The sequence below is a fragment of the Novosphingobium soli genome (genome assembly GCF_042432915.1).
Taxonomy (GTDB): Bacteria; Pseudomonadota; Alphaproteobacteria; order Sphingomonadales; family Sphingomonadaceae; genus Novosphingobium; species Novosphingobium soli.
The window spans coordinates 85,869-105,523 of the sequence record NZ_JBHLWK010000017.1; the positions used below are offsets into that span (position 1 = coordinate 85,869).

The window sequence follows — 19,655 nt, forward strand, 5'->3', positions numbered from 1 at the left end:
CCGTCAGTCGTGCGGCGGGTTCTCGACCAGCTCTTCCTTCCCGTCCTGGCCCATGCCGTGCCTGAGCACCATGGGGATCTGCGAGAAGGTGAAGACGAACGACAGGACGGTGAAGCCCCAGAGCTTGGCCTGGAGCCAGGTGTCGAAGCTGACGGTATAGACCAGCGCGGTGTTCAGCACCGCCAGGAACAGGAAGAACCACGCCCAGTTGCGCGAGAGCTTCATCCAGCCCTCCTCGTCCAGCCCCTCGAACGCCGACTGCAGCAGGATCTTGAGCATGGGCCGGCCGCGCCAGAGGCCGAAGAACAGCACGCCCGCGAACATCAGGTAGACCGCGGTGGGCTTGATCTGGATCCAGAAGGCATCGTGGAAGATCACCGTCAGCGCGCCGAAGCCGAGGATCAGCACGGTGGTCAGCCAGAGCATCGGCGAGATGTGCCCCAGCCGCCATTTCGAGACGATCAGCGCCGCCACGGTCGCCACCATGAAGGCGACGGTGCCCTTGATGACCGCGGCGACGGTGGCCAGCGGGCTGCCGTCGCCGTCGGGCGAGTAGTGGCGATAGGCCAGGAAGAAGACCAGCAGCGGGCCGAAGTCCACCACCAGGTTGAGCCAGGAGCTCTTGGGCTTGGTCTGGGCGGTCATCAGGCGATCCCGGCGATCACCCGCGCGAGCAGGTCGGGGTTGAAGGGGCGCAGGTCGTCGATCTTCTCGCCCACGCCGATGGCGTGGATCGGCAGGCCGTACTGCTCGGCCGCGGCGACGAGGACGCCGCCGCGCGCGGTGCCGTCGAGCTTGGTCATGATGAGGCCGGAGACCCCCGCCACTTCCTTGAAGATCTCGATCTGCGAAAGCGCGTTCTGGCCGTTCGTCGCATCGAGGATGAGCACGACGTCGTGCGGGGCCGCGGGGTTGAGGCGACCGAGCACGCGGCGGATCTTGGCGAGCTCGTCCATCAACTCGCGCTTGTTCTGCAGGCGTCCGGCCGTATCGACGATCAGCGCGTCGATCCCGCTGTCGGTCGCGGCCTTGACCGCGTCGAAGACCACCGAGGCCGGGTCGCCGCCCTCCGGTCCCTTGACGATGGGGATCGCCAGCCGGTCGGCCCAGACGCCGAGCTGTCCGATCGCGGCGGCGCGGAAGGTGTCGCCCGCGGCCAGCATGACCGAGTAGTCCTGCTCCTGGAACAGGTGCGCCAGCTTGGCGATGGTGGTGGTCTTGCCCGATCCGTTGACGCCGATCACCAGGATCACCTGCGGGCGCGGGAAGGCCACGATGTCGAGCGGCTTGGCGACCGGGCGCAGGATCTCGGCGATCTCGCGCGCGACCACTTCCATGATCGCGCGCTCGTCGGCGGCACGCTCGAAGCGCTCCTGCGCGAGGCGGTCACGGATTCGCGCCGCGGCGCGCGGGCCGAGGTCGGACATGATGAGCGCGTCCTCGAGGTCGTCGAGCTGCGCATCGGTCAGTCGCGACCCGCCGACGATGCCGGAGAGGTTGCCGGCGAGGCGCTCCGAGGTCTTGCGAAAGCCTCCGAAGAGGCGCTCGGACCAGTCGCCGCCGGGCTGGTCGGCGCTGGGGCCTTCGGTACTCATGCTTCCAGTATTCCTTCGACTATCTGCGTCGGCACCACGTCCACCAGCGTGCCTGCGGGCGTGCCGGGCGGGACGCGGACGGGGGCGAAATCGGCGGCGTGGCCGGTGCCGTTCCTCTCGGCGAGCACCCTTAGCGGCTTGCCCAGATGCGCGGCAAGCCAGGAGTCCCGTTCCTGCGCCACCTGCGCGCGCAGCTGCGCGCCGCGGGCGCGGACGAGGGCGGGATCGACCTGCGGCATGCGCGCTGCCGGCGTTCCGGGCCGCGGCGAGTAGGGAAAGACGTGCCCGTGGACCACGCCGAGCTCCGCAACGATGGAGAGGTTGGCCGCGTGGGCCGCGGCGTCCTCGGTCGGGAAGCCGGCGATGAGGTCCGCGCCCAGCGCGATCTCCGGCCGGCGTGCCTTGAGGCGCTCGGCCAGGCGGAGCGCATCGGCGCGGCTGTGCCGGCGTTTCATGCGCTTGAGGATGAGGTCGTCGCCGTGCTGCAGCGAGAGGTGGACATGCGGCATCAGCCGCGTCTCGCCCGCCAGCAGCTCGAACAGCGCCGCGTCCACCTCGGCGCCGTCGATCGACGACAGGCGCAGGCGCGGCAGGCTCGGGAAGCGATCGAGGATGGCTCCCACCAGCGAGCCCAGGCGCGGCTCGCCCGGCAGGTCTGCGCCCCAGGACGTGAGGTCGACTCCGGTGAGCACGATCTCCCGCACCCCGGCGTCGAGGTGGACGGCCACGTCTTCCAGCACGGCTGGCAAGCTGCGCGAGCGGCTGGGGCCGCGGCCCTGCGGGATGACACAGAAGGTGCAGGCATGGTCGCAGCCGTTCTGCACCTGCACGAAGCCGCGGGTGTAGCCGCGCCGCTCGACCGGGCGGGGCGCGACCGCCACGTTCCAGGCGCGTGGGTCGAGCTTGGCCGCGTTGGGCACCAGGCCGTCGACTTCGGGCATGCCGGCAAGCGCCGCGCGCTCCACCTCGGCCGCACAGCCGGTGACGAGCAGGCGGGCGCCGGGATGGGCGCGCCGGGCGCGGCGGATCGCCTGGCGGGTCTGGCGCACCGCCTCCGCAGTGACCGCGCAGGAATTGATGACGACGAGGTCCTGCGCCTCGCCGAGGAGGCCGCGCAGGCTTTCGCTCTCCGCGATGTTGAGCCGGCAGCCGAGCGAATGGACTTCGAGGGTCAAATGATGATCCCGAAGTCCGCGGGATCGAAGCTGCCGCGGAAGGCCTCGGTGGCGGGGCCGGTCATGACGATCCCGTCGTCCTCGGCCCATTCGATCTGGAGCGGGCCGCCGGGCAGGGCCACCGTCACCCGCCGGTCGACGAGGCCGCGCCGCATCGCGCCGATCGCGGTGGCGCAGGCGCCGGTGCCGCAGGCGCGGGTGAGCCCGGCGCCGCGCTCCCACACGCGCAGCACGATCGAATCGCGGCCGGCGACGGCGGCCACGTTGACGTTGATGCGCTCGGGAAAGAGCGGGTCGGTCTCGATCATCGGGCCCAGCCGCGCCATGTCGATGGCGTAGGGATCCTCGACGAAGAAGATCACGTGAGGGTTGCCCACGTTCACCGCGACCGGGTTGACCAGTTCCTCCCAGGCTACCGGCAGCGCGTGGGTGTCCATGGCGTAGGCCAGCGGGATCGCGTCCCACGCGAAGCGCGGCTTGCCCATCTCGACGCTGATGCCGGCCTCGGTCGGTCCTGAGCGCAGGAGGCCGCCGCGCGTCTCGATCCGGGCGGGGCGGCCGTGGAGCAGCCCCACCGCGCGCGTGGCGTTCCCGCAGGCCTCCACCTCGCTGCCGTCGGCATTGAAGATGCGCATGCGAAAGTCTGCCAGCTCGGACGGCTCCAGCACGATGAGCTGGTCGCAGCCGATCCCCGTGTGGCGTTCGGCGAGAGCGGCGGCGAAGGCGGCGTCCATCGGCGGCAGGGGGCGTTCGCGCGCGTCGAGCACGACGAAGTCGTTGCCCAGGCCGTGCATCTTGGTGAACTCGATCCGCATGGCCGCGATCTAGGTGCTGCCGGGGCCCAGGTCCAGTGCGATCGTCCCGATGATCGCCCGGTTGCGCTCAGGCGCGACGGATCTGGTGCGGCTCCGCTTCGCCGCGGGGACCCAGCCATTCGGCCAGCTCGCGGGCCGGGCGGGGGCGGCCGTAGAAGTAACCCTGACCGGTGATGGAGCCGTACTGCCGCAGGTGATCGAACACGTCCTGCGTCTCTATGCCCTCGGCCGTGACGGGCATTTGCAGCCCTTCGCCCAGCGTGGCGACGGCGCGCACGATGGCCGCGCTGTCCTTGTCCTCGGCCAGGGTGGCAACGAAGCTGCGGTCGATCTTGATGCGATCGAAGGGGATCTGCCGCAGCTGTCCGATGGAGCTGTAGCCGGTGCCGAAATCGTCGAGGCTCACGCGTATCCCCTGGTTCTTCAGGCTGGCCACCAGGGCGCGCACCTGCACAAGGTTCTGGTGCAGGCAACTTTCGGTGATCTCGACCTCCAGCCGGTGCGCGGGGAAGTTCGCCTCCACCAGGAGCCGCAGCAGCTTCTGCGCGAACCAGGGGTCGCGCAGCTGGACGGGCGAGATGTTGACCGAGAGCGTCAGCCGCGGGTCCCAGGTCCGCGCATCCTCCAGGGCCTGCGCGATCACGCAGTTCGAAAGCTCGGCGATGGCGCCCATGTCCTCGGCGATGGGGATGAAGATATCGGGCGCGACGATGCCGAATTCCAGCGAATCCCAGCGCGCCAGCATCTCGAAGCCGGTCAACTCGCCCGTCTGAAGGTCGATCTGCTGCTCGTAGAAGGGCACGAACTCGCCGCGGGGGAGGCCCTGGCGAATACCGGCCTCCAGTTCGGAGCGGAAGCGCTTGTCGTCGTCCATCCGGGGCTCGAACCAGGAGAACGCGTTCCGGCCCTGCCGCTTGGAATGGTACATGGCGACATCCGCCATCTCCAGGAGGGCGCGGGGCCCGTCGTCCCGGCGTGGCGCCCGGTCGGAGCGGGCGATCCCGATCGAGGCGGTGACGCTGGTCGTGGCGCCGCTGGCGCGCGCCGATTCGGCGATGGCCTGGACCAGCGTGGCGGCGATGCGGTCGATCCGCTCGGGCCCGGCGGCGTCGAAGGCGAGCGCCACCGCGAATTCGTCTCCGCCGATGCGGCCGACCAGCGCGCCTTCCGGCAGGGCGGCGCTGATGCGCCGCGCGCATTCGCACAGCAGGGCATCGCCGGTGGCGTGGCCGTGGTGGTCGTTCACCTGCTTGAAGTTGTCGAGGTCGATCATCATCAGCGCCAGCGCCTCACCGCGCGCGCGCACGCGCGCGTCCAGGCCGCGCAGATCGGCGTGGAAGCGGCGGCGGTTGAAGAATCCGGTGAGCGGATCCGTCTCCGCCAGCCGGCGCGCCTCGCGCTCGGCCGCGGTGCGCTGCGCGATCTCGTCGCACAGCTGGCGATAGCGGCTCCAGCCGAGGATGATGATGGCGATATTGAGAAGGAAGGCGTTGACCAGGAGGCGGTCCGGCCCGGAGCCATGGCCGGCGAGCGCGCGCATAACTTGCGGCACGATCTTGCTCGCGGTCGCGACGAAGAGGAGGAGCGAGGCGGTGACGACGCCGAGCGCGACGATATCGAACTGTCGCTTCGCGCGCTCGGCGTCACTGCCGCCCTGGCCGATCGTTTCGATTCTCGCTGCGTGCACCGACGTGCCCCCCACGGGTCCTGCCCCGGTGCTCGGGGCTACGCAGTTCCTCTGAAATAATTGTTAAATTCCCGCCCTGCGGTCAGGCGGGGCGGGAAAGAGCGCCCCGATGACAAGGATTTAATCGCAACGACCGTGTCAGGCCTTCAGGCCGATCTCGCGCAGGCGCTCCTGCAGGTAGTCGTCGGCGGTGATCGACTCGGGATAGCGGTCCGGCTGGGTCTCGCTGATGCACTGGGGCAGCGTGGCGAAGCGGAAATCGCTGCGCAGGTGCAGGAAGAACGGCATCGAGTAGCGGCTGTGACCCGCGCGCGCGCCCGAGGGATTGCGCACGCGGTGCGTGGTGGAGGGCAGGACGTGGTTGGTCAGGCGCTGCAGCATGTCGCCGATGTTGACCACCAGCGCGCCTTCGGGCGGCGCCACCGACAACCAGCGCCCCTCCTTGCTGAGCAGTTCCAGCCCGGCTTCCTGCGCGCCGAGCAGCAGGGTGATGAGATTGATGTCCTCGTGCGCGCCGGCGCGGATCGCGCCGCCCGCGCCTTCGCTCACCGGCGGGTAGTGCAGCAGGCGCAGCACCGAGTTGCCGTCCTCGATCGCCGGATCGAACCAGTCGGCCTGCAGGCCCAGGTCCACCGCGATGGCGGAGAGGATCCGGGCGCCCGCCGCGTCGAACTGCGCGTAGAGTTCGGTGAAGGTCTCGCGAAAGCCCGGGACTTCCTCAGGCCACACGTTGGGCGGCATCGAAGCGGCGAGCGGCGAGCCGGCGGGCAGGTCGCGGCCGACGTGCCAGAACTCCTTGAGGTCCTTCTCCGTCGCGCCTTTCGCGACTTCGGTGCGGAACGGCGTGTAACCGCGCGCGCCACCCTGGCCGGGGACGAAGTACCGGCGCTTGGTGTCCTCGGGCAGGTCGAACAGCTCGCGGGTGAGCGCCCAGGCGCGGTCGATCAGCGCCAGGTCGATGCCGTGGTCGCGGATCATCGCGAAGCCGAAGGTGCGGAAGCTCTCGCCGATGCGCGCGGGAAGCACGGCGCGATCGTCGACGAGGCTGAGAACGGGGATTTCTGCAAGGTCCATGATGGTGCAATCCGTAGCGAGTCGGTATGCGGCCCCCTTTAGAGGCCAGGGGGCCATAGTCTAATCGGAAAGGCGCAAGCATGGCATACTGGCTGATGAAGTCTGAACCGGACGCGTACAGCTGGGACGACCTGGTGGCGGAAGGGGAGGGCACCTGGGACGGCGTGCGCAACCACCGCGCCGCCAACAACCTGCGCGCCATGCAGGTGGGCGACGAGGCGTTCTTCTATCATTCCAACATCGGCAAGGAGATCGTCGGCGTGGTCACCATCAGCCAGTCGGGTCTTGCCGACCCCAGCGATCCGGAAGGCAAGTGGGCGGCAGTCAAGGTGAAGCCGGTGCGGAAGCTGGAGCGGCCGGTCACCCTCAAGGAGATCAAGGCCGATCCCGAGCTCGCGGACATGGAGCTGGTCAAGCTCTCGCGCCTGTCCGTCGCGGCGGTGACCCCGCAGGAATGGGCCTATATCCTGAGTATCGCGGAAGCCTGAGGCATCCGTCGCCGCGCTGGCACGGGCCGCCGCAGCGGCTGCAACAGGGGCCGCGCCAGCCGGTTGGTTCTTCGTGAACGCGGCAAGATTTCTCGCCGCTCAGACAAGGAGAACGATCATGGGTGAACTCAAGGACACCATGAAGGGTCTCGGCAACGAGATCGCCGGCAACGCCAAGCAGGCCGCGGGCGATGTGCGCAACGACCCGGCCCAGAAGGCCGAAGGCAAGGCGCAGGAGCGCAAGGGCGAACTGCAGCAGGCCGCCGGCAAGGTGAAGGGTGCCGTCGGCGACCGCGTCTGACGCTTTCCCTTCCCGCACGAACCAGTCGAGGGCCGTCCCGTTGGGGCGGCCCTTTTCTGTTGCGCGGACTTCAGGGCGATCCGACCGGTTATCGCGCCACCCACGCGGGCCTGGCTTTCAGCGGCTCGCCTCGCACCGCTCGGCGCGGAACAGCAGGAAGCCGAGCCAGGCGGAGGCGCCGCAGCTCAGCGCCACCACCAGCAACTGCTGCCCCACGGTGATCCCCAGCAACGTCATCGCCCCGCTCGCCAGCGAGCCGACCACCATCGCGCCCGAGTTGACGATGTTGTTCGCGGCGATCGTCCGTGCGGTCTGCGACTTGTCCACGAAGGTGGTGAGGAAGGCGTAGAGCGGCACGACGAACATGCCGCCGCACACCGCGATCCCGAGCAGCGTGAGCATCAGCGGCACCGCGAGCGGCTGGACGACGAAGGTGCCCACGTCCATCAGCGCCTCGGGACCGTCGTGCGGCGGCCAGAGGTGGCAGACCTGCTGGAAGGCGACCAGGAACGCGCCCATGCCGATCACCGAGATCGGCGACCAGCGTGCCGAGACGGTGCCCTTGAGCAGGGCGTTGATCGCCACCGAGCCGATCGCGACCCCGACCGAGAAGATCACCAGGAAAAGGCTGGCGACTTCCTTGCTCGCCATCAGCATGTTCTTGGCGAGCGGCGGGAACTGCACGAAGAGCACGGTGCCGATCGCCCAGAAGAAGCTGATCGCCCAGATCGCCAGGTAGACCCGGCGGTCGTGCATGGTGTTGCGCACCAGGCGATAGGCCGAGACGCACTGGTCCGCGAGCGCCATCGCCGGATATCCCAGGAGGCGCAGCAGCGGGTTGACCTTGCGGGCGCGGTACCAGGAGAGCACCGGGAACGAGAGCGGCTGGCTCGGCGTGGCGGGCGGCGCCGGAGGGACCTGCCGCCCGGCCAGCCACCCCAGGCACGCCACCGCGACGACGCCGATCGCCGCCGCGTCCACGCTGATCCAGCCGGCGACGATGGTGCCGGCCAGGACCGCGATGTAGGTCCCCGCCTCGACCAGCCCGGTGCCGGAGAGCACTTCGCTCTGGCGCAAGTGCTGGGGCAGGATCGCGTACTTGATCGGCCCGAAGAAGGTGGAGTGGACGCCCATCGCGAACAGCGCCAGCAGCATCAGCGGAATGGCGACCGCATCGAGCGAGACACCCTGCCACGCGAGCGCCAGCCCGGCGCCGCCCACCAGCATAATGGCGATCTCGAACGCCTTGATGACGCGGATCAGCCGGGCCTTGTCGCGCAAGTCCGCCAGCTGGCCGGCCAGCGCCGAGAGCACGAAGAACGGCAGGATGAAGATGGCCGAGGCCAGGGCGCTGAAGCGCGTCTCCTGCGCCTCCGACTGGTAGACCTCGTAGACCACGAAAAGGATCATCGCGTTCTTGAACAGGTTGTCGTTGAACGCGCCCAGCAGCTGCGTGACGAACAGCGGCAGGAAGCGTCGCGCCCGGATGAGTTGGGTCGTCGTGATCATGATGGGGGGATTGCCGCCGGCCTTGCTCGTTGGTCGGGGGGACACTTAATGCCCCGGTCCGGGCGCACAAGCCCCGTTGGGCACTTTATTCCCCCTGCGATTGCGCGCTATGGCGGCAAGGCCATGCTGACCCTGCCGAACCTGCTCACCCTTTCGCGCATCTTCGCGGTGCCGCTGCTGGCCTTCCTGCTGTGGTGGCCGCGCTGGGAGTTCGGCTACGGCCTCGCCTTCGTGCTCTACTGCCTGATGGGCATCACCGACTACTTCGACGGCTACCTCGCGCGGTCGAGCGGGACGGTCTCGAAGCTGGGCGTGTTCCTCGATCCGATCGCCGACAAGATCATGGTGGCGGCGGTGATCCTGGTGCTCACCGCGCAGGGAATCCTTCGCGGCCCCTACGTGGGCGACATGCACGTGATCGCGGGCCTCGTGATCCTGGTGCGCGAGATCGCCGTCTCCGGCCTGCGCGAGTTCCTGGGCGGGCTGCAGGTGTCGATGCCGGTCAGCCGGCTGGCCAAGTGGAAGACCACGTTCCAGCTCGTGTCGCTGGGCGCCCTGATCCTGGGCGCGGCGATGCCCTGGTGGACCATCGCGCTGGGCGTGCTGGAGATCAACGTGCCGCACACCCTGGGGCTGACCACCCTGTGGGCCGCGGCGGTGCTGACGCTGGTGACCGGCTGGGACTACCTGCGCGTCGGCCTCAAGCACATGGACTGAGCCCGGCTCAGCCGGCGCGCAGCTCGTCCGCAAGCATCCGGAATTCGTCCGAGCGCGGCGAGTTCTTGCGCCACACCAGCGCGATCTCACGGTTGGCGTTGGGCGAGACCAGCGGGCGGGCGACGACGTTGGTGCCGTTGAGGATCCCGGCGTCGAGCGCCATCTCGGGCAGCATCGTCAGGCCCAGGCCATTGTCCACCATCTGCACCAGCGTGTGCAGCGAGGTGCCGATCATCGTCGCGCTGGCGCGCAGCTCCGGGCGGTTGCACGCGGCGAGCGCATGGTCCTTGAGGCAGTGCCCGTCCTCCAGCAGCAGCAGCCGGTGCTCGTCGATGACCTCGGGGCTGACCTCGGGCGGCGGGTCGCGCGGGTCGTCGGCCGGGAAGGCGACGAAGAAGGCGTCGAGCTCGATCGTCTCCTTCTCCACCTCGCCGGTGGCGTAGGGGAGGGCGAGCAGGACGCAATCGGCTCGGCCATGGTGCAGCGATTCGATCGCGTGCTGGCTCGGCTCCTCGCGCAGGAACAGCTTGAGGTTGGGGCGCTCGCGCCGCAGCCGGGGCAGCATGCGCGGCAGCAGGAACGGCGCGATTGTCGGGATCACGCTCATCCGCACCTCGCCCGAGAGCGGCTTGCCGCTCGACTGCACGAGGTCGGACAGCTCCTCCGTCTCGCGCAGGATCCGGTGCGCCTTGGCGACCACGGCGTTGCCCAGGGGGGTGAAGCGCACCGCGCGCTTGGTCCGCTCCACCAGCGTCACCCCGAGCAGCGTCTCGAGATCGCGCAACCCCGCCGAGAGGGTGGACTGCGAGACGAACGAGGCATCGGCGGCGCGGCCGAAATGGCCGTGCTCGTGGAGGGAGACGAGGTACTGGAGCTGCTTGAGCGTCGGCTGGTAGACCGTCATGCCTGGGCTATTGCACGCTGCGAAGCGTTCGCCAAGCGCGCCGGCGCAGGATCAGTCTTCGGCGTCGACCACCGAAGATTGCGGAAGCGGGGATTCGGGGGCCTGCGGCTTGGCGTCGTCGACGTGGGTCATCTTGAGCTTGCCGTTCTCCACCGCGAAGGCAAGCTTGCCCTCCACCAGGTCGAGCGCGTCGCGGCCGAACACGTCGTAGCGCCAGCCCTGCAGCATCGCGAGGTTCTTGCGCACGCCGGCGGCCAGCATCTCCAGCTCGTCGCTGCGCGCGAGCAGGCGGGCGGCGACGTCGATCTCGCGCGCCCGGATCTTGAGCAGCAGCTTGAGCAGGTCCGCCACCAGCGCGCCTTCCTTGCCCAGCGGTGCGCCGCGGGGCGCGCGCGGGGGCAGCTCGTCGTCCGGCATCGGTTCGGCCTTGGCGATGGCGGCCATCAGGCGGCGACCGATCTCGTTGTCCTTCCAGCCTTGCGAGAGCCCGCGCACCTTGGCGAGGTCCGCCTGCTGGCGGGGCGGGTGGCTGGCGATGTCGGCCAGCGTCTCGTCGCGGGCGATGCGGCCGCGCGGGATGTTCTTGCCCTGCGCCTCCAGCTCGCGCCACTCCGAGATCGCCTTGAGCCGGCCGAGCACCTGCGGGTTGCGCCCCGGCGCCTTGATCCGCTTCCACGCCTCGGTCGGGTCGTTGCGATAGTTCTCCGGATCGGCGAGCTTCTCCATCTCCTGGTCCAGCCACTCGCCGCGCCCGGTCTTCATCAGGCGCTTGAGGATCTTGGGGAAGATCTTGGACAGGTAGGTCACGTCGCCGATCGCGTACTCGATCTGCCGCTCGGTCAGCGGGCGGCGCGACCAGTCGGTGAAGCGCGCACCCTTGTCGATGGTGACGCCCTGCCACGATTCGACGAGGTTCGAGTAGCCGATCTGCTCCGACTGGCTGATCGCCATCATCGCGATCTGCGTGTCGAAGATCGGGTGCGGCGTGCGGCCGGTGAAGTTAAAGATGATCTCCACGTCCTGCCCGCCGGCGTGGAAGACCTTGAGCACGTCCTCGTTGGCGGTCAGCAGGTCGAACAGCGGGGTCATGTCGAGGCCGTCGGCCAGCGGATCGACCGCGGCGGCTTCCTCGGTATTGGCGATCTGCACCAGGCAGAGTTCGGGCCAATACGTGTTCTCGCGCATGAACTCGGTGTCGACGGCCACGAAGTCGGACTTCGCGAGGCGGCCGCACAGCGCGGCGAGATCCTCGGTTTTCGTTATCAGCGGATGAATTTTCATGGAACGGAGGCGTTACGCCGAACCGCCCGGGGGATCAACGCCCCGTGTTGCGGAATCGTAGCATGTCACCGGCGGCGCCGGAGCCTGTGCAGCAGACCACGCTTCTCGGGCGCGGCGAGCGCGGCGATGCTCTCGGGCGTCACCAGGCGGCGGCGCAGCTGGCTGCCGGTCACGTGCAGTCCCGGCGGCGGCAGGTGCCAGCCTCGGCATCGTCGCCCGGCTCCGCCTCGGGATCGGCGAGCTGGCGCAGCTCGGCCATGGCGGCAAAGGCGCCGGCGGGGGAGGGCCGCGGCGCGTCGGCCCATTCCTGGAACGAGGCCGCCTCGCCCGATTGCGCGAAAGAAAGGGCGGTCCCGTCCGGCCCGTCGTCAGCCAACATCATCGCTTTACCGGCTTTCCTGTGCCCCGACCCTTTCCGTAAGCGTTAAGCGACAATGGTTTACATGGGGTTACCGGCGCCGGAGCCGGGCAGGGCTGCGGAGCATCGCCGCGCGCGAAAATCCGCATCTGGAAATCGCGCCGCCACTCGACTACTGGCCGCGCTTGCATCCGACACGATCCGAAAAGCGCGAGCCATCATGACCCATCCCTATCGCTCCCACACCTGCGGCGCCCTGAGTGCGGCCGAGGTCGGCCAGACGGTCCGCCTCTCGGGCTGGGTCCATCGCAAGCGCGACCACGGCGGCGTGCTCTTCGTCGACCTGCGTGACCACTACGGCATCACCCAGGTGGTGACCGACAGCGACAGCCCGGCCCTGGCCGTGCTCGATTCGCTGCGCGCCGAAAGCGTCGTGACCATCGAAGGGACCGTCAAGGCGCGCACCGAGGGCACCGTGAACCCCAACCTCGCCACCGGCGAGATCGAGGTCTACGCGCGCAGCGCCACCGTGCTCGGCAAGGCGGAGGAGCTGCCGATGCCGGTCGCCGGCGAGCAGGAGTACCCCGAGGACATCCGCCTCAAGTACCGCTTCCTCGACCTGCGCCGCGAGACGCTGCACGCCAACATCGTCAAGCGCACGCAGATCATCCGCGACATGCGCCGCCGCATGGAGGACGCCGGCTTCACCGAGTATTCGACGCCGATCCTCACCGCCTCCAGCCCCGAGGGCGCGCGCGACTTCCTGGTGCCCAGCCGCATCCACGCCGGCAAGTTCTACGCGCTGCCGCAGGCGCCGCAGCAGTACAAGCAGCTGCTGATGGTGGCGGGCTTCGACCGCTACTTCCAGATCGCCCCCTGCTTCCGCGACGAGGACCCGCGCGCCGACCGCCTGCCGGGCGAATTCTACCAGCTCGACCTGGAGATGAGCTTCGTCACGCAGGAGGAAGTCTGGGAGACGATGGAGCCGGTGCTGCGCGCCACCTTCGCGCAGTTCGCGGGCGACCGGCCGGTCACCCCCGCGGGTGAATTCCGCCGCATCCCGCACGCGCAGGCGATGCTGGACTATGGTTCGGACAAGCCGGACCTGCGCAACCCGCTGCTCATCAAGGACGTGACCGCGCACTTCGCCGAATCCGGCTTCGGCATCTTCGCGGGCATCGTCGTCAACGGCGGCACTATCCGCGCGATCCCGGCCCCGGGCGCAGGCGCGGGCAGCCGCAAGTTCTTCGACGACATGAACGTCTGGGCGCGCGGCGAGGGCTATTCGGGCCTGGGCTACATCAACATCAAGGACGGCGTCCCCGGCGGCCCGATTGCCAAGAACCACGGCGAGGAGAAGACCGCCGCGCTGATCGCCGCGCTCGGCCTCGGCCCCAACGACGGCGTGTTCTTCGCCGCCGGCAAGGAGGAGCAGGCTGCGAAGCTCGCGGGGCTCGCGCGCACCCGCGTCGGCGAGCAGCTCGACCTCATCGACAAGGACCGCTTCGAGCTGTGCTGGATCGTCGACTTCCCGTTCTTCGAATGGAATGAGGACAACAAGAAGGTCGACTTCGCGCACAACCCGTTCTCGATGCCGCAAGGCGGGATGGACGCGCTGGAGAACCAGGATCCGCTCACCATCAAGGCCTACCAGTACGACCTCGTCTGCAATGGCTACGAGATCGCCTCGGGCTCGATCCGCAACCAGAGCCCCGAGCTGATGGTCGCCGCGTTCGAGAAGGTGGGCCTGTCCAAGGCCGATGTCGAGGAACGCTTCGGCGGCCTCTACCGCGCCTTCCAGTACGGCGCGCCGCCGCACGGCGGCATGGCCGCGGGCGTCGATCGCATCGTGATGCTGCTGTGCGGCGCCCAGAACCTGCGCGAGATCACGCTGTTCCCGATGAACCAGCGTGCCGAGGACCTGCTGATGAACGCGCCGAGCCCGGCCGAAGCCAGGCAGCTGCGCGAACTGCACTTGCGTGTGGTCGAACCGGTCAAGCAGGCCGCGCCGGCCCAGGGCAAGGTGGTGGCTCCCGACGCCGGCTGAGGCTGCGTGGGCTTGACATGGAGAACCATTTAGGTTACAAGCCCTGCCATCCGCCGGGCTGAAGGCCTTCGGTTTCGACGGTGTATCGGGTCGGCGTCGTGGGCCGTGCGCGGGTTGAAAGCCGTGGACCACGCCACGAGCGTCCTCCCGGAAGCGGTTCACGGACGGGGCGGCTTGCGGCCCCCTCCACCCCCGCTCCCGCGCACCGGTCGCTGGCGCTCGTCGTCCAGGGGAGAGGACCGGCCCCTGTCTGCGAGCCCGCAGCGCCGGTCCGGACCGTTTCCGCCAGGGCCGAACCGGGCTGCGGCGATGGCTGCCCGGTCGTTCGCGACGCGACCTTCGCACCGTCCCCGCGCGCCTGCAGGGACGCCCCGACGCCGGCCCGATGTTCGCCAGCGACTTTCCCCAGGCGTTACCCCGCATTCGCCAGCGGGCGACGGGCCGTGCCCGGNGACGGGCCGTGCCCGGAAGGGACCCCTCCGTCAGCGCTGACGCGCTGCCACCTCCCCATCGCTTCGCGACAGGGAGGAGTTCCTCCCCATGCAGCGGGTGGTGGAGGGGGGCGAAAGCGCTCCGCCTCAATCACGTCCGCCAAGCCCCTTGCCAGCGCCCCGCCCAGTCATTAGGGCGGCTGTCGAGATTCAAACCCGCCTAATTTCGAAGGGGTCTATACAAATGAGCGATACCGCCGATCGGGTTAAGAAGATCGTCGTCGAGCATCTGGGCGTCGAAGCCGAGAAGGTGACCGAGGACGCCAGCTTCATCGACGACCTGGGCGCTGATTCGCTCGACATCGTCGAGCTGGTCATGGCCTTCGAAGAAGAGTTCGGGGTCGAGATTCCGGACGACGCCGCCGAGAAGATCAGCACCGTCTCCGATGCCATCAAGTACATCGAAGAGAACAAGGGCTGATCGGGCGTCCGCACTCGGCGCCTGCCCGGCAGGGTGGGGCGGGAGTGCGACACCGGATTGAAATCGACAGGCTCGCCCTCTAAGGGGCGGGCCTGTTGCCTTTTGGGCCGAAGGATTTTCGGAGAACATAATGCGTCGTGTCGTCGTCACCGGACTTGGTCTCGTCACCCCGCTGGGCGGTGACGTGGAGACCACCTGGGCCAACATCCTTGCCGGCAAGTCCGGCGCCGGACCGATCACGAAGTTCGATGCCTCGGACCAGAAGTGCCGCATCGCCGCGGAAGTGAAGCCGGCCGACCACGAATACGGTTTCGACGCCAACAAGCGCGTCGACCACAAGGTGCAGCGCCAGGTCGATCCCTTCATCGTCTTCGGCATCGATGCCGCAGGCCAGGCGATCGAGGACGCCGGGCTCACCGACATGGACGAGGCGACCCGCCTCATGGCCGGCTGCTCGATCGGCTCGGGCATCGGCGGCCTGCCGGGCATCGAGAGCGAATCGCTGGTGCTGGCGGAGAAGGGCCCCGGCCGCGTCTCGCCGCACTTCGTCCACGGCCGCCTCATCAACCTGATCTCCGGCCAGGTCTCGATCAAGTACGGCCTGATGGGTCCGAACCACGCGGTCGTGACCGCGTGCTCGACGGGCGCCCACTCGATCGGCGACGCCGCGCGGATGATCAAGGACGGCGATGCCGACATCATGCTCGCGGGCGGTGCCGAGAGCACCATCTGCCCCATCGGCATCGCCGGCTTCGCGCAGGCCCGCGCCCTGTCCACCGCGTTCAACGACCAGCCCGAGAAGGCCAGCCGCCCCTACGACAAGGACCGCGACGGCTTCCTGATGGGCGAGGGCGCGGGCGTGGTCGTGCTCGAGGAGTACGAGCACGCCAAGGCGCGCGGCGCCAAGATCTACTGCGAGGTGATCGGCTACGGCCTCTCGGGCGACGCCTATCACGTCACCGCGCCGCACCCGGAAGGCTCGGGCGCCTACCGCTCGATGGCGATGGCGCTGCGCAAGGCCGGCCTCGAGCCCAAGGACATCGACTACATCAACGCCCACGGCACCTCGACCCCGCTGGGCGACGAGCTGGAGCTGGGCGCGGTGCGCCGCCTGTTCGGCGATGCCATCGACCAGGTCTCGATGAGCTCGACCAAGTCGGCGATCGGCCACCTGCTCGGCGGCGCCGGCGCGGTCGAATCGATCTTCTGCATCCTGGCGCTGCGCGACCAGATCGTGCCTCCCACGCTCAATCTCGACAACCCGAGCGAGAGCTGCGTCGGCGTCGACCTCGTGCCGCACGTCGCCAAGAAGCGCGAAGTGCGCGCGGTGCTCAACAACAGCTTCGGGTTCGGCGGTACCAACGCCAGCCTGGTGATGCGCAAGGTCGACTGAGGCCAGAGCCATGATCTCCCGGCGCGGATGCGGCCTGGCGGCAGTCGTCGCCGTTCTCCTCGTCGGGGGCCTCTGGGCCTTCTTCGGCGGCTGGTACGGGTCCGGCCCGCTGGAGAAGGAGCAGCACTTCATCGTCCCCAACGGCGCCAGCCTGTCCACGGTCGCGGAGCGGCTGGAGGCGCAGGGCGTGATCCGCTCCGCCACCGGCTTCGCGCTGCGCGCCCGCGTCTTCGGCGGCGGCAGCGGCATCAAGGCGGGCGAGTTCGCGATCCCGCGCGGCGCCAGCCCCTCGCGCGTGCTGGCGATCATCTCCAGCGACGAGGTGATCCGCCGCTTCGTCACCGTGCCCGAGGGCATGCCCTCGATCATGGTCTACGAGCGGCTCAAGGCGCAGCCGGCGCTGACCGGCGACGTGGCGGTGCCCCAGGAAGGCTCGGTCCTGCCCGACAGCTACGCCTTCGAAAAAGGCGAGAGCCGCGAGGCGCTGCTGCGGCGCATGCAGGTGGCGATGAGCCGGACGGTCCAGGAGCTCTGGGCCAAGCGCGCGCCCGATCTCGTGGTCAAGACCCCCGCGCAGGCCGTGATCCTGGCGTCGATCGTCGAGAAGGAGACCGGAAAGCCGTCCGAGCGGCGCATGGTCGCGGGGCTCTATTCCAACCGCCTGAAGACCGGCATGCTGCTGCAGGCGGACCCGACGATCATCTATCCGATCACCAAGGGCAAGCGGCTCGGCCGCCGCATCCTCCAGTCGGAGATCCAGGCGGTCAACGGGTACAACACCTATACCATGGTCGGCCTGCCGCAGGGGCCGATCACCAACCCCAGCCGCGAATCGATCGCCGCGGTGCTGAACCCGGCCAGGACCGACGCGCTCTACATGGTGGCCGACGGCACCGGCGGGCATGTCTTCGCCAGCACGCTGCAGGAGCACAACCGCAACGTCGCCAAGTGGTTCGCCATCCGCCGCGAGCGCGGGGAGCTGTAACGCGAGCCGGGCGGGGCGCGTCCTGCGCGCGCCGGCAACCGGCGCCGGGACGGGACGCTCCTCGCGGGCGGGCCTCCCTCATTTGTCCGCCGGCGCGAACTTTGCCGCGGCTCGGGCATTCTGGCAAACGGAACACAAGGCCCCAAGCCGCATCGGAGGCTCCATGCTCGAACGCCAGATACCCGACGTCACCCTGAAGACCCGCGTGCGCGACGAATCGATCGGCGGGGACAACCCCTTCAAGTGGCAGGACCTGCGCGTGCGCGACGAGTTCGCCGGCAAGAAGGTCGTCGTCTTCGCGCTGCCCGGCGCCTTCACGCCCACCTGCAGCAACGAGCAGTGCCCCGCGTTCGAGCGGCTCTACGACGACCTGCGCGCGGCCGGTGCCGACGAGGTCTACTGCCTCGCGGTCAACGACGCCTTCGTGATGTACCAGTGGGGCCAGCACCTGGGGCTCTCCAAGGTGCGGCTGCTGCCCGACGGCTCGGGCCATTTCACCCGCCGCATGGGCATGCTGATCGACAAGGACCACCTCGGCTTCGGCCTGCGTTCCTGGCGCTATGCCATGATCGTCGACGACAATCGCGTGGTCGGCTGGTTCGAGGAGCCGGGGATCAACGACGCCGGCACCGACGACGACCCCTACGGCGAGACGGCGCCCGAGCGGATCCTGGAGGCGCTGCAGGCGGCGTGACCGCGCCTGCGCCGGACTGGATCGCGACGGGTCCGCGCAAGGCGGGCGCGCCGCTGCTGCTGACCGCGGAGCTGCCGCCCGACGTGCTCGCCTGGGCCGACGCGCTGCGGCGCGCGCACTACCCGCCCGAGCGCAATCGCCTGCGCGCCCACGTCACCCTGTTCCACGCGCTGCCCGCCTCCACGGAAGGCGAGCTGCTCCAGGTGCTGGGGGAGCTCGCGCGCGCCGCGCCGCCCCCGGCGCGGACCGCCGGGCTGATGAAGCTCGGCACCGGCACCGCGATCGCGATCGACAGCCCGGCGATGGTCGCGCTCCACGCCGCCGTCGCCGAGCGCATGCACGGGCTGCTCACGCAGCAGGACGCGCAGCCTTTGCGCCTGCACGTGACCATCCAGAACAAGGTCACCACGCAGGCCGCCCGCGCGCTCCAGGCCGAACTGGGCGCGCAACTGCAGCCCCGCGCCTTCCGCTTCCGCGGCTTCGGTCTCTACGCCTGGGAGGACGGCCTCTGGCGCCCGATCCGGCTGGTGCCGTTTCGCGGTTGAGCGCGCGATTTTCGGTGTTGACCGATCCCGGCCTCCACCCTAAAGGACGCGGCCTGCACCGCACCGGCGGTGCACCAGATCGGACCGCTTCGCAGCGGCCGCGGTGTGGCGGAGTAGCTCAGTTGGTTAGAGCAGCGGAATCATAATCCGCGTGTCGGGGGTTCGAGTCCCTCCTCCGCTACCATCCATTTCCATTGAAAATCAGTGTCTAATGGTTGGTCGGCCTGTTATCGGTGGTTCCATCCTGTCGCGCCGCCCGTCGCGGTTTTCCCGTTTCCAACCATGGCGGGTAAGGCCGTGCAACATACGCGCGACATGTTGCATGGCGAGAGACCATTCCTCGTTATCGCAGAAGAGCGTGTCGAGGCGGCGCCAGAGCCCCTTGTCGTCGTAGATCTCGCCCCAGCTCTCGGTTGTCGCTCGCGCACAAGCGCCGTGTGAACTAAATTCCACACAAACGTTGAAAAGCGGTTCGGTGTAGTTTATAGATTACACATGATCGAGGTTCGTAGCACTGCAGAGTTCTCGGATTGGCTGCGCGGGCTCAAAGATACGCATGGCCGTGCTCGGATCGCCAAGCGCATCGACCGCGTTGCTGCCGGAAACTTCGGCGATGCCAAGTCAGTGGGCGAGGGCGTCAGCGAACTCCGCTTCACGTTCGGGCCCGCCTATCGGGTCTATTACACGCGCCGGGGCGACGCGATCGTGATCCTGCTGTGCGGGGGCGACAAGTCCTCACAGTCGGATGACATCGAACGAGCCCAAGCCATGGCGAAGGAGATTGAGTGATGGCCATTGAAACCAAGCCTTGGGATGCGGCCGAATACCTCGATACCCCCGAGGATGTTGCCGCATATCTCGACGCCTACCTTGAAGACGGCAGCGCCGACGAGATCCGCGCAGCGCTCGGCACCATCGCGCGCTCACACGGCATGACGGCTCTGTCCAAGGAAACCGGCATCACGCGCGAGGCGCTTTACAAGGCGCTGGGCGAGAAGGGCAACCCGACGCTCGATACGCTGCTCAAGGTGACGAAGGCGCTTGGACTAAGGCTCGCAATCACCGCGTGATGCCGCTTGCGGCAGCAGCCGTTGAAGTATGGCTGCTCTCCCCCGCCTCGGAAGGAAAAATCGCGTGTCGGGGGGGCGAGTCCCTCCTCCGCGACCACTTCCCAG

The 19,655-nt window shown here is 68.7% G+C and carries 21 protein-coding genes and 1 tRNA gene; 12 read left to right on the plus strand and 10 right to left on the minus strand.

Translation table 11 applies throughout. The features are described 5' to 3' along the window. Positions 1–3: 3 nt before the first annotated feature. The 6 genes from ACFFJC_RS14315 to ACFFJC_RS14340 form a co-directional block, all read right to left on the minus strand. Positions 4–645: an inner membrane-spanning protein YciB gene (locus tag ACFFJC_RS14315; RefSeq protein ID WP_379488158.1), complete on the minus strand. Its 642-nt coding sequence runs from the start codon at positions 643–645 to the stop codon at positions 4–6. Continuing rightward, on the minus strand, positions 645–1,595 hold the full coding sequence (ftsY, locus tag ACFFJC_RS14320; RefSeq protein WP_379488159.1) for a signal recognition particle-docking protein FtsY: 951 nt from the start codon (positions 1,593–1,595) through the stop codon (positions 645–647). Before ftsY ends, ACFFJC_RS14315 begins: the two co-directional genes overlap by 1 nt. Then, on the minus strand, positions 1,592–2,770 hold the full coding sequence (locus ACFFJC_RS14325; RefSeq protein WP_379488160.1) for a MiaB/RimO family radical SAM methylthiotransferase: 1,179 nt from the start codon (positions 2,768–2,770) through the stop codon (positions 1,592–1,594). Before ACFFJC_RS14325 ends, ftsY begins: the two co-directional genes overlap by 4 nt. Continuing rightward, positions 2,767–3,585, minus strand: coding sequence for a diaminopimelate epimerase (dapF, locus tag ACFFJC_RS14330; RefSeq protein ID WP_379488161.1), 819 nt, complete (start codon positions 3,583–3,585; stop codon positions 2,767–2,769). Before dapF ends, ACFFJC_RS14325 begins: the two co-directional genes overlap by 4 nt. Before the next feature lie 67 nt (positions 3,586–3,652). Further along, a complete protein-coding gene (locus ACFFJC_RS14335; RefSeq protein ID WP_379488162.1) occupies positions 3,653–5,272 on the minus strand; it encodes a putative bifunctional diguanylate cyclase/phosphodiesterase in 1,620 nt (539 codons plus the stop codon). Positions 5,273–5,410: 138 nt separating this feature from the next. Beyond that, complete coding sequence (locus ACFFJC_RS14340; protein ID WP_379488163.1) at positions 5,411–6,346, minus strand: isopenicillin N synthase family dioxygenase; 936 nt, start codon at positions 6,344–6,346, stop codon at positions 5,411–5,413. 80 nt (positions 6,347–6,426) lie between these two features. Between ACFFJC_RS14340 and ACFFJC_RS14345 the strand changes: the two genes are divergently transcribed. Together ACFFJC_RS14345 and ACFFJC_RS14350 are read left to right on the plus strand one after the other, a co-directional pair. After that, complete coding sequence (locus ACFFJC_RS14345; RefSeq protein WP_379488164.1) at positions 6,427–6,834, plus strand: EVE domain-containing protein; 408 nt, start codon at positions 6,427–6,429, stop codon at positions 6,832–6,834. A gap of 118 nt (positions 6,835–6,952) precedes the next feature. Continuing rightward, positions 6,953–7,135, plus strand: coding sequence for a CsbD family protein (locus ACFFJC_RS14350; RefSeq protein ID WP_379488165.1), 183 nt, complete (start codon positions 6,953–6,955; stop codon positions 7,133–7,135). A gap of 117 nt (positions 7,136–7,252) precedes the next feature. On the opposite strand, the gene ACFFJC_RS14355 is transcribed toward ACFFJC_RS14350, so the two are convergent. Further along, entirely contained in the window at positions 7,253–8,644 is a 1,392-nt protein-coding gene (locus tag ACFFJC_RS14355; RefSeq protein WP_379488166.1) for an MFS transporter, read from the minus strand. A gap of 123 nt (positions 8,645–8,767) precedes the next feature. Between ACFFJC_RS14355 and pgsA the strand changes: the two genes are divergently transcribed. Next, a complete protein-coding gene (gene pgsA / locus ACFFJC_RS14360; protein WP_379488167.1) occupies positions 8,768–9,361 on the plus strand; it encodes a CDP-diacylglycerol--glycerol-3-phosphate 3-phosphatidyltransferase in 594 nt (197 codons plus the stop codon). Positions 9,362–9,368: 7 nt separating this feature from the next. On the opposite strand, the gene ACFFJC_RS14365 is transcribed toward pgsA, so the two are convergent. From ACFFJC_RS14365 to ACFFJC_RS14375, 3 genes are all read right to left on the minus strand, one after another. Beyond that, a complete protein-coding gene (locus ACFFJC_RS14365) occupies positions 9,369–10,265 on the minus strand; it encodes a hydrogen peroxide-inducible genes activator (protein ID WP_379488168.1) in 897 nt (298 codons plus the stop codon). 51 nt (positions 10,266–10,316) lie between these two features. Further along, positions 10,317–11,546 (minus strand): ribonuclease D, encoded by a 1,230-nt coding sequence (rnd, locus tag ACFFJC_RS14370; RefSeq protein ID WP_379488169.1) that lies wholly within the window; start codon positions 11,544–11,546, stop codon positions 10,317–10,319. 169 nt (positions 11,547–11,715) lie between these two features. Beyond that, a complete protein-coding gene (locus ACFFJC_RS14375; RefSeq protein WP_379488170.1) occupies positions 11,716–11,928 on the minus strand; it encodes a hypothetical protein in 213 nt (70 codons plus the stop codon). Positions 11,929–12,124: 196 nt separating this feature from the next. Here ACFFJC_RS14375 and aspS point away from each other — a divergent pair, with 196 nt between their 5' ends. The 9 genes from aspS (at position 12,125) to ACFFJC_RS14420 (ending at position 19,550) form a co-directional block, all read left to right on the plus strand. After that, complete coding sequence (gene aspS / locus ACFFJC_RS14380) at positions 12,125–13,951, plus strand: aspartate--tRNA ligase (RefSeq protein ID WP_379488171.1); 1,827 nt, start codon at positions 12,125–12,127, stop codon at positions 13,949–13,951. A gap of 675 nt (positions 13,952–14,626) precedes the next feature. Then, complete coding sequence (locus tag ACFFJC_RS14385) at positions 14,627–14,863, plus strand: acyl carrier protein (protein ID WP_007679564.1); 237 nt, start codon at positions 14,627–14,629, stop codon at positions 14,861–14,863. A 130-nt stretch (positions 14,864–14,993) separates the two neighbouring features. Beyond that, positions 14,994–16,256, plus strand: a complete 1,263-nt coding sequence (fabF, locus tag ACFFJC_RS14390) for a beta-ketoacyl-ACP synthase II (protein WP_379488172.1) — start codon at positions 14,994–14,996, stop codon at positions 16,254–16,256. Positions 16,257–16,266: 10 nt separating this feature from the next. Next, complete coding sequence (gene mltG, locus ACFFJC_RS14395; RefSeq protein WP_379488173.1) at positions 16,267–17,241, plus strand: endolytic transglycosylase MltG; 975 nt, start codon at positions 16,267–16,269, stop codon at positions 17,239–17,241. Between the two features lie 163 nt (positions 17,242–17,404). After that, positions 17,405–17,935 (plus strand): peroxiredoxin, encoded by a 531-nt coding sequence (locus ACFFJC_RS14400; protein ID WP_379488174.1) that lies wholly within the window; start codon positions 17,405–17,407, stop codon positions 17,933–17,935. Next, a complete protein-coding gene (locus ACFFJC_RS14405; RefSeq protein ID WP_379488175.1) occupies positions 17,932–18,480 on the plus strand; it encodes a 2'-5' RNA ligase family protein in 549 nt (182 codons plus the stop codon). The genes ACFFJC_RS14400 and ACFFJC_RS14405 overlap by 4 nt, the downstream gene beginning before the upstream one ends. A gap of 107 nt (positions 18,481–18,587) precedes the next feature. Continuing rightward, positions 18,588–18,664: transfer RNA gene (locus ACFFJC_RS14410), tRNA-Met, on the plus strand. Between the two features lie 311 nt (positions 18,665–18,975). Further along, a complete protein-coding gene (locus ACFFJC_RS14415; protein ID WP_379488176.1) occupies positions 18,976–19,269 on the plus strand; it encodes a type II toxin-antitoxin system RelE/ParE family toxin in 294 nt (97 codons plus the stop codon). Further along, a complete protein-coding gene (locus ACFFJC_RS14420) occupies positions 19,269–19,550 on the plus strand; it encodes an addiction module antidote protein (RefSeq protein ID WP_379488177.1) in 282 nt (93 codons plus the stop codon). Before ACFFJC_RS14415 ends, ACFFJC_RS14420 begins: the two co-directional genes overlap by 1 nt. Positions 19,551–19,655: the final 105 nt, after the last annotated feature.

What these genes read in the sequence shown, in the direction of transcription:
- ACFFJC_RS14415 (WP_379488176.1), top strand. Translation starts at nt 18,976, where the DNA reads ATGATCGAGGTTCGTAGCACTGCAGAGTTCTCGGATTGGCTGCGCGGG.
- ACFFJC_RS14400 (WP_379488174.1), top strand. Translation starts at nt 17,405, where the DNA reads ATGCTCGAACGCCAGATACCCGACGTCACCCTGAAGACCCGCGTGCGC.
- ACFFJC_RS14355 (WP_379488166.1), bottom strand. Translation starts at nt 8,644, where the DNA reads ATGATCACGACGACCCAACTCATCCGGGCGCGACGCTTCCTGCCGCTG.
- fabF (WP_379488172.1), top strand. Translation starts at nt 14,994, where the DNA reads ATGCGTCGTGTCGTCGTCACCGGACTTGGTCTCGTCACCCCGCTGGGC.
- ACFFJC_RS14350 (WP_379488165.1), top strand. Translation starts at nt 6,953, where the DNA reads ATGGGTGAACTCAAGGACACCATGAAGGGTCTCGGCAACGAGATCGCC.
- ACFFJC_RS14315 (WP_379488158.1), bottom strand. Translation starts at nt 645, where the DNA reads ATGACCGCCCAGACCAAGCCCAAGAGCTCCTGGCTCAACCTGGTGGTG.
- aspS (WP_379488171.1), top strand. Translation starts at nt 12,125, where the DNA reads ATGACCCATCCCTATCGCTCCCACACCTGCGGCGCCCTGAGTGCGGCC.
- ACFFJC_RS14345 (WP_379488164.1), top strand. Translation starts at nt 6,427, where the DNA reads ATGGCATACTGGCTGATGAAGTCTGAACCGGACGCGTACAGCTGGGAC.
- ACFFJC_RS14420 (WP_379488177.1), top strand. Translation starts at nt 19,269, where the DNA reads ATGGCCATTGAAACCAAGCCTTGGGATGCGGCCGAATACCTCGATACC.
- dapF (WP_379488161.1), bottom strand. Translation starts at nt 3,585, where the DNA reads ATGCGGATCGAGTTCACCAAGATGCACGGCCTGGGCAACGACTTCGTC.
- ACFFJC_RS14385 (WP_007679564.1), top strand. Translation starts at nt 14,627, where the DNA reads ATGAGCGATACCGCCGATCGGGTTAAGAAGATCGTCGTCGAGCATCTG.
- pgsA (WP_379488167.1), top strand. Translation starts at nt 8,768, where the DNA reads ATGCTGACCCTGCCGAACCTGCTCACCCTTTCGCGCATCTTCGCGGTG.
- ACFFJC_RS14340 (WP_379488163.1), bottom strand. Translation starts at nt 6,346, where the DNA reads ATGGACCTTGCAGAAATCCCCGTTCTCAGCCTCGTCGACGATCGCGCC.
- ACFFJC_RS14365 (WP_379488168.1), bottom strand. Translation starts at nt 10,265, where the DNA reads ATGACGGTCTACCAGCCGACGCTCAAGCAGCTCCAGTACCTCGTCTCC.
- ACFFJC_RS14375 (WP_379488170.1), bottom strand. Translation starts at nt 11,928, where the DNA reads ATGATGTTGGCTGACGACGGGCCGGACGGGACCGCCCTTTCTTTCGCG.
- mltG (WP_379488173.1), top strand. Translation starts at nt 16,267, where the DNA reads ATGATCTCCCGGCGCGGATGCGGCCTGGCGGCAGTCGTCGCCGTTCTC.
- rnd (WP_379488169.1), bottom strand. Translation starts at nt 11,546, where the DNA reads ATGAAAATTCATCCGCTGATAACGAAAACCGAGGATCTCGCCGCGCTG.
- ftsY (WP_379488159.1), bottom strand. Translation starts at nt 1,595, where the DNA reads ATGAGTACCGAAGGCCCCAGCGCCGACCAGCCCGGCGGCGACTGGTCC.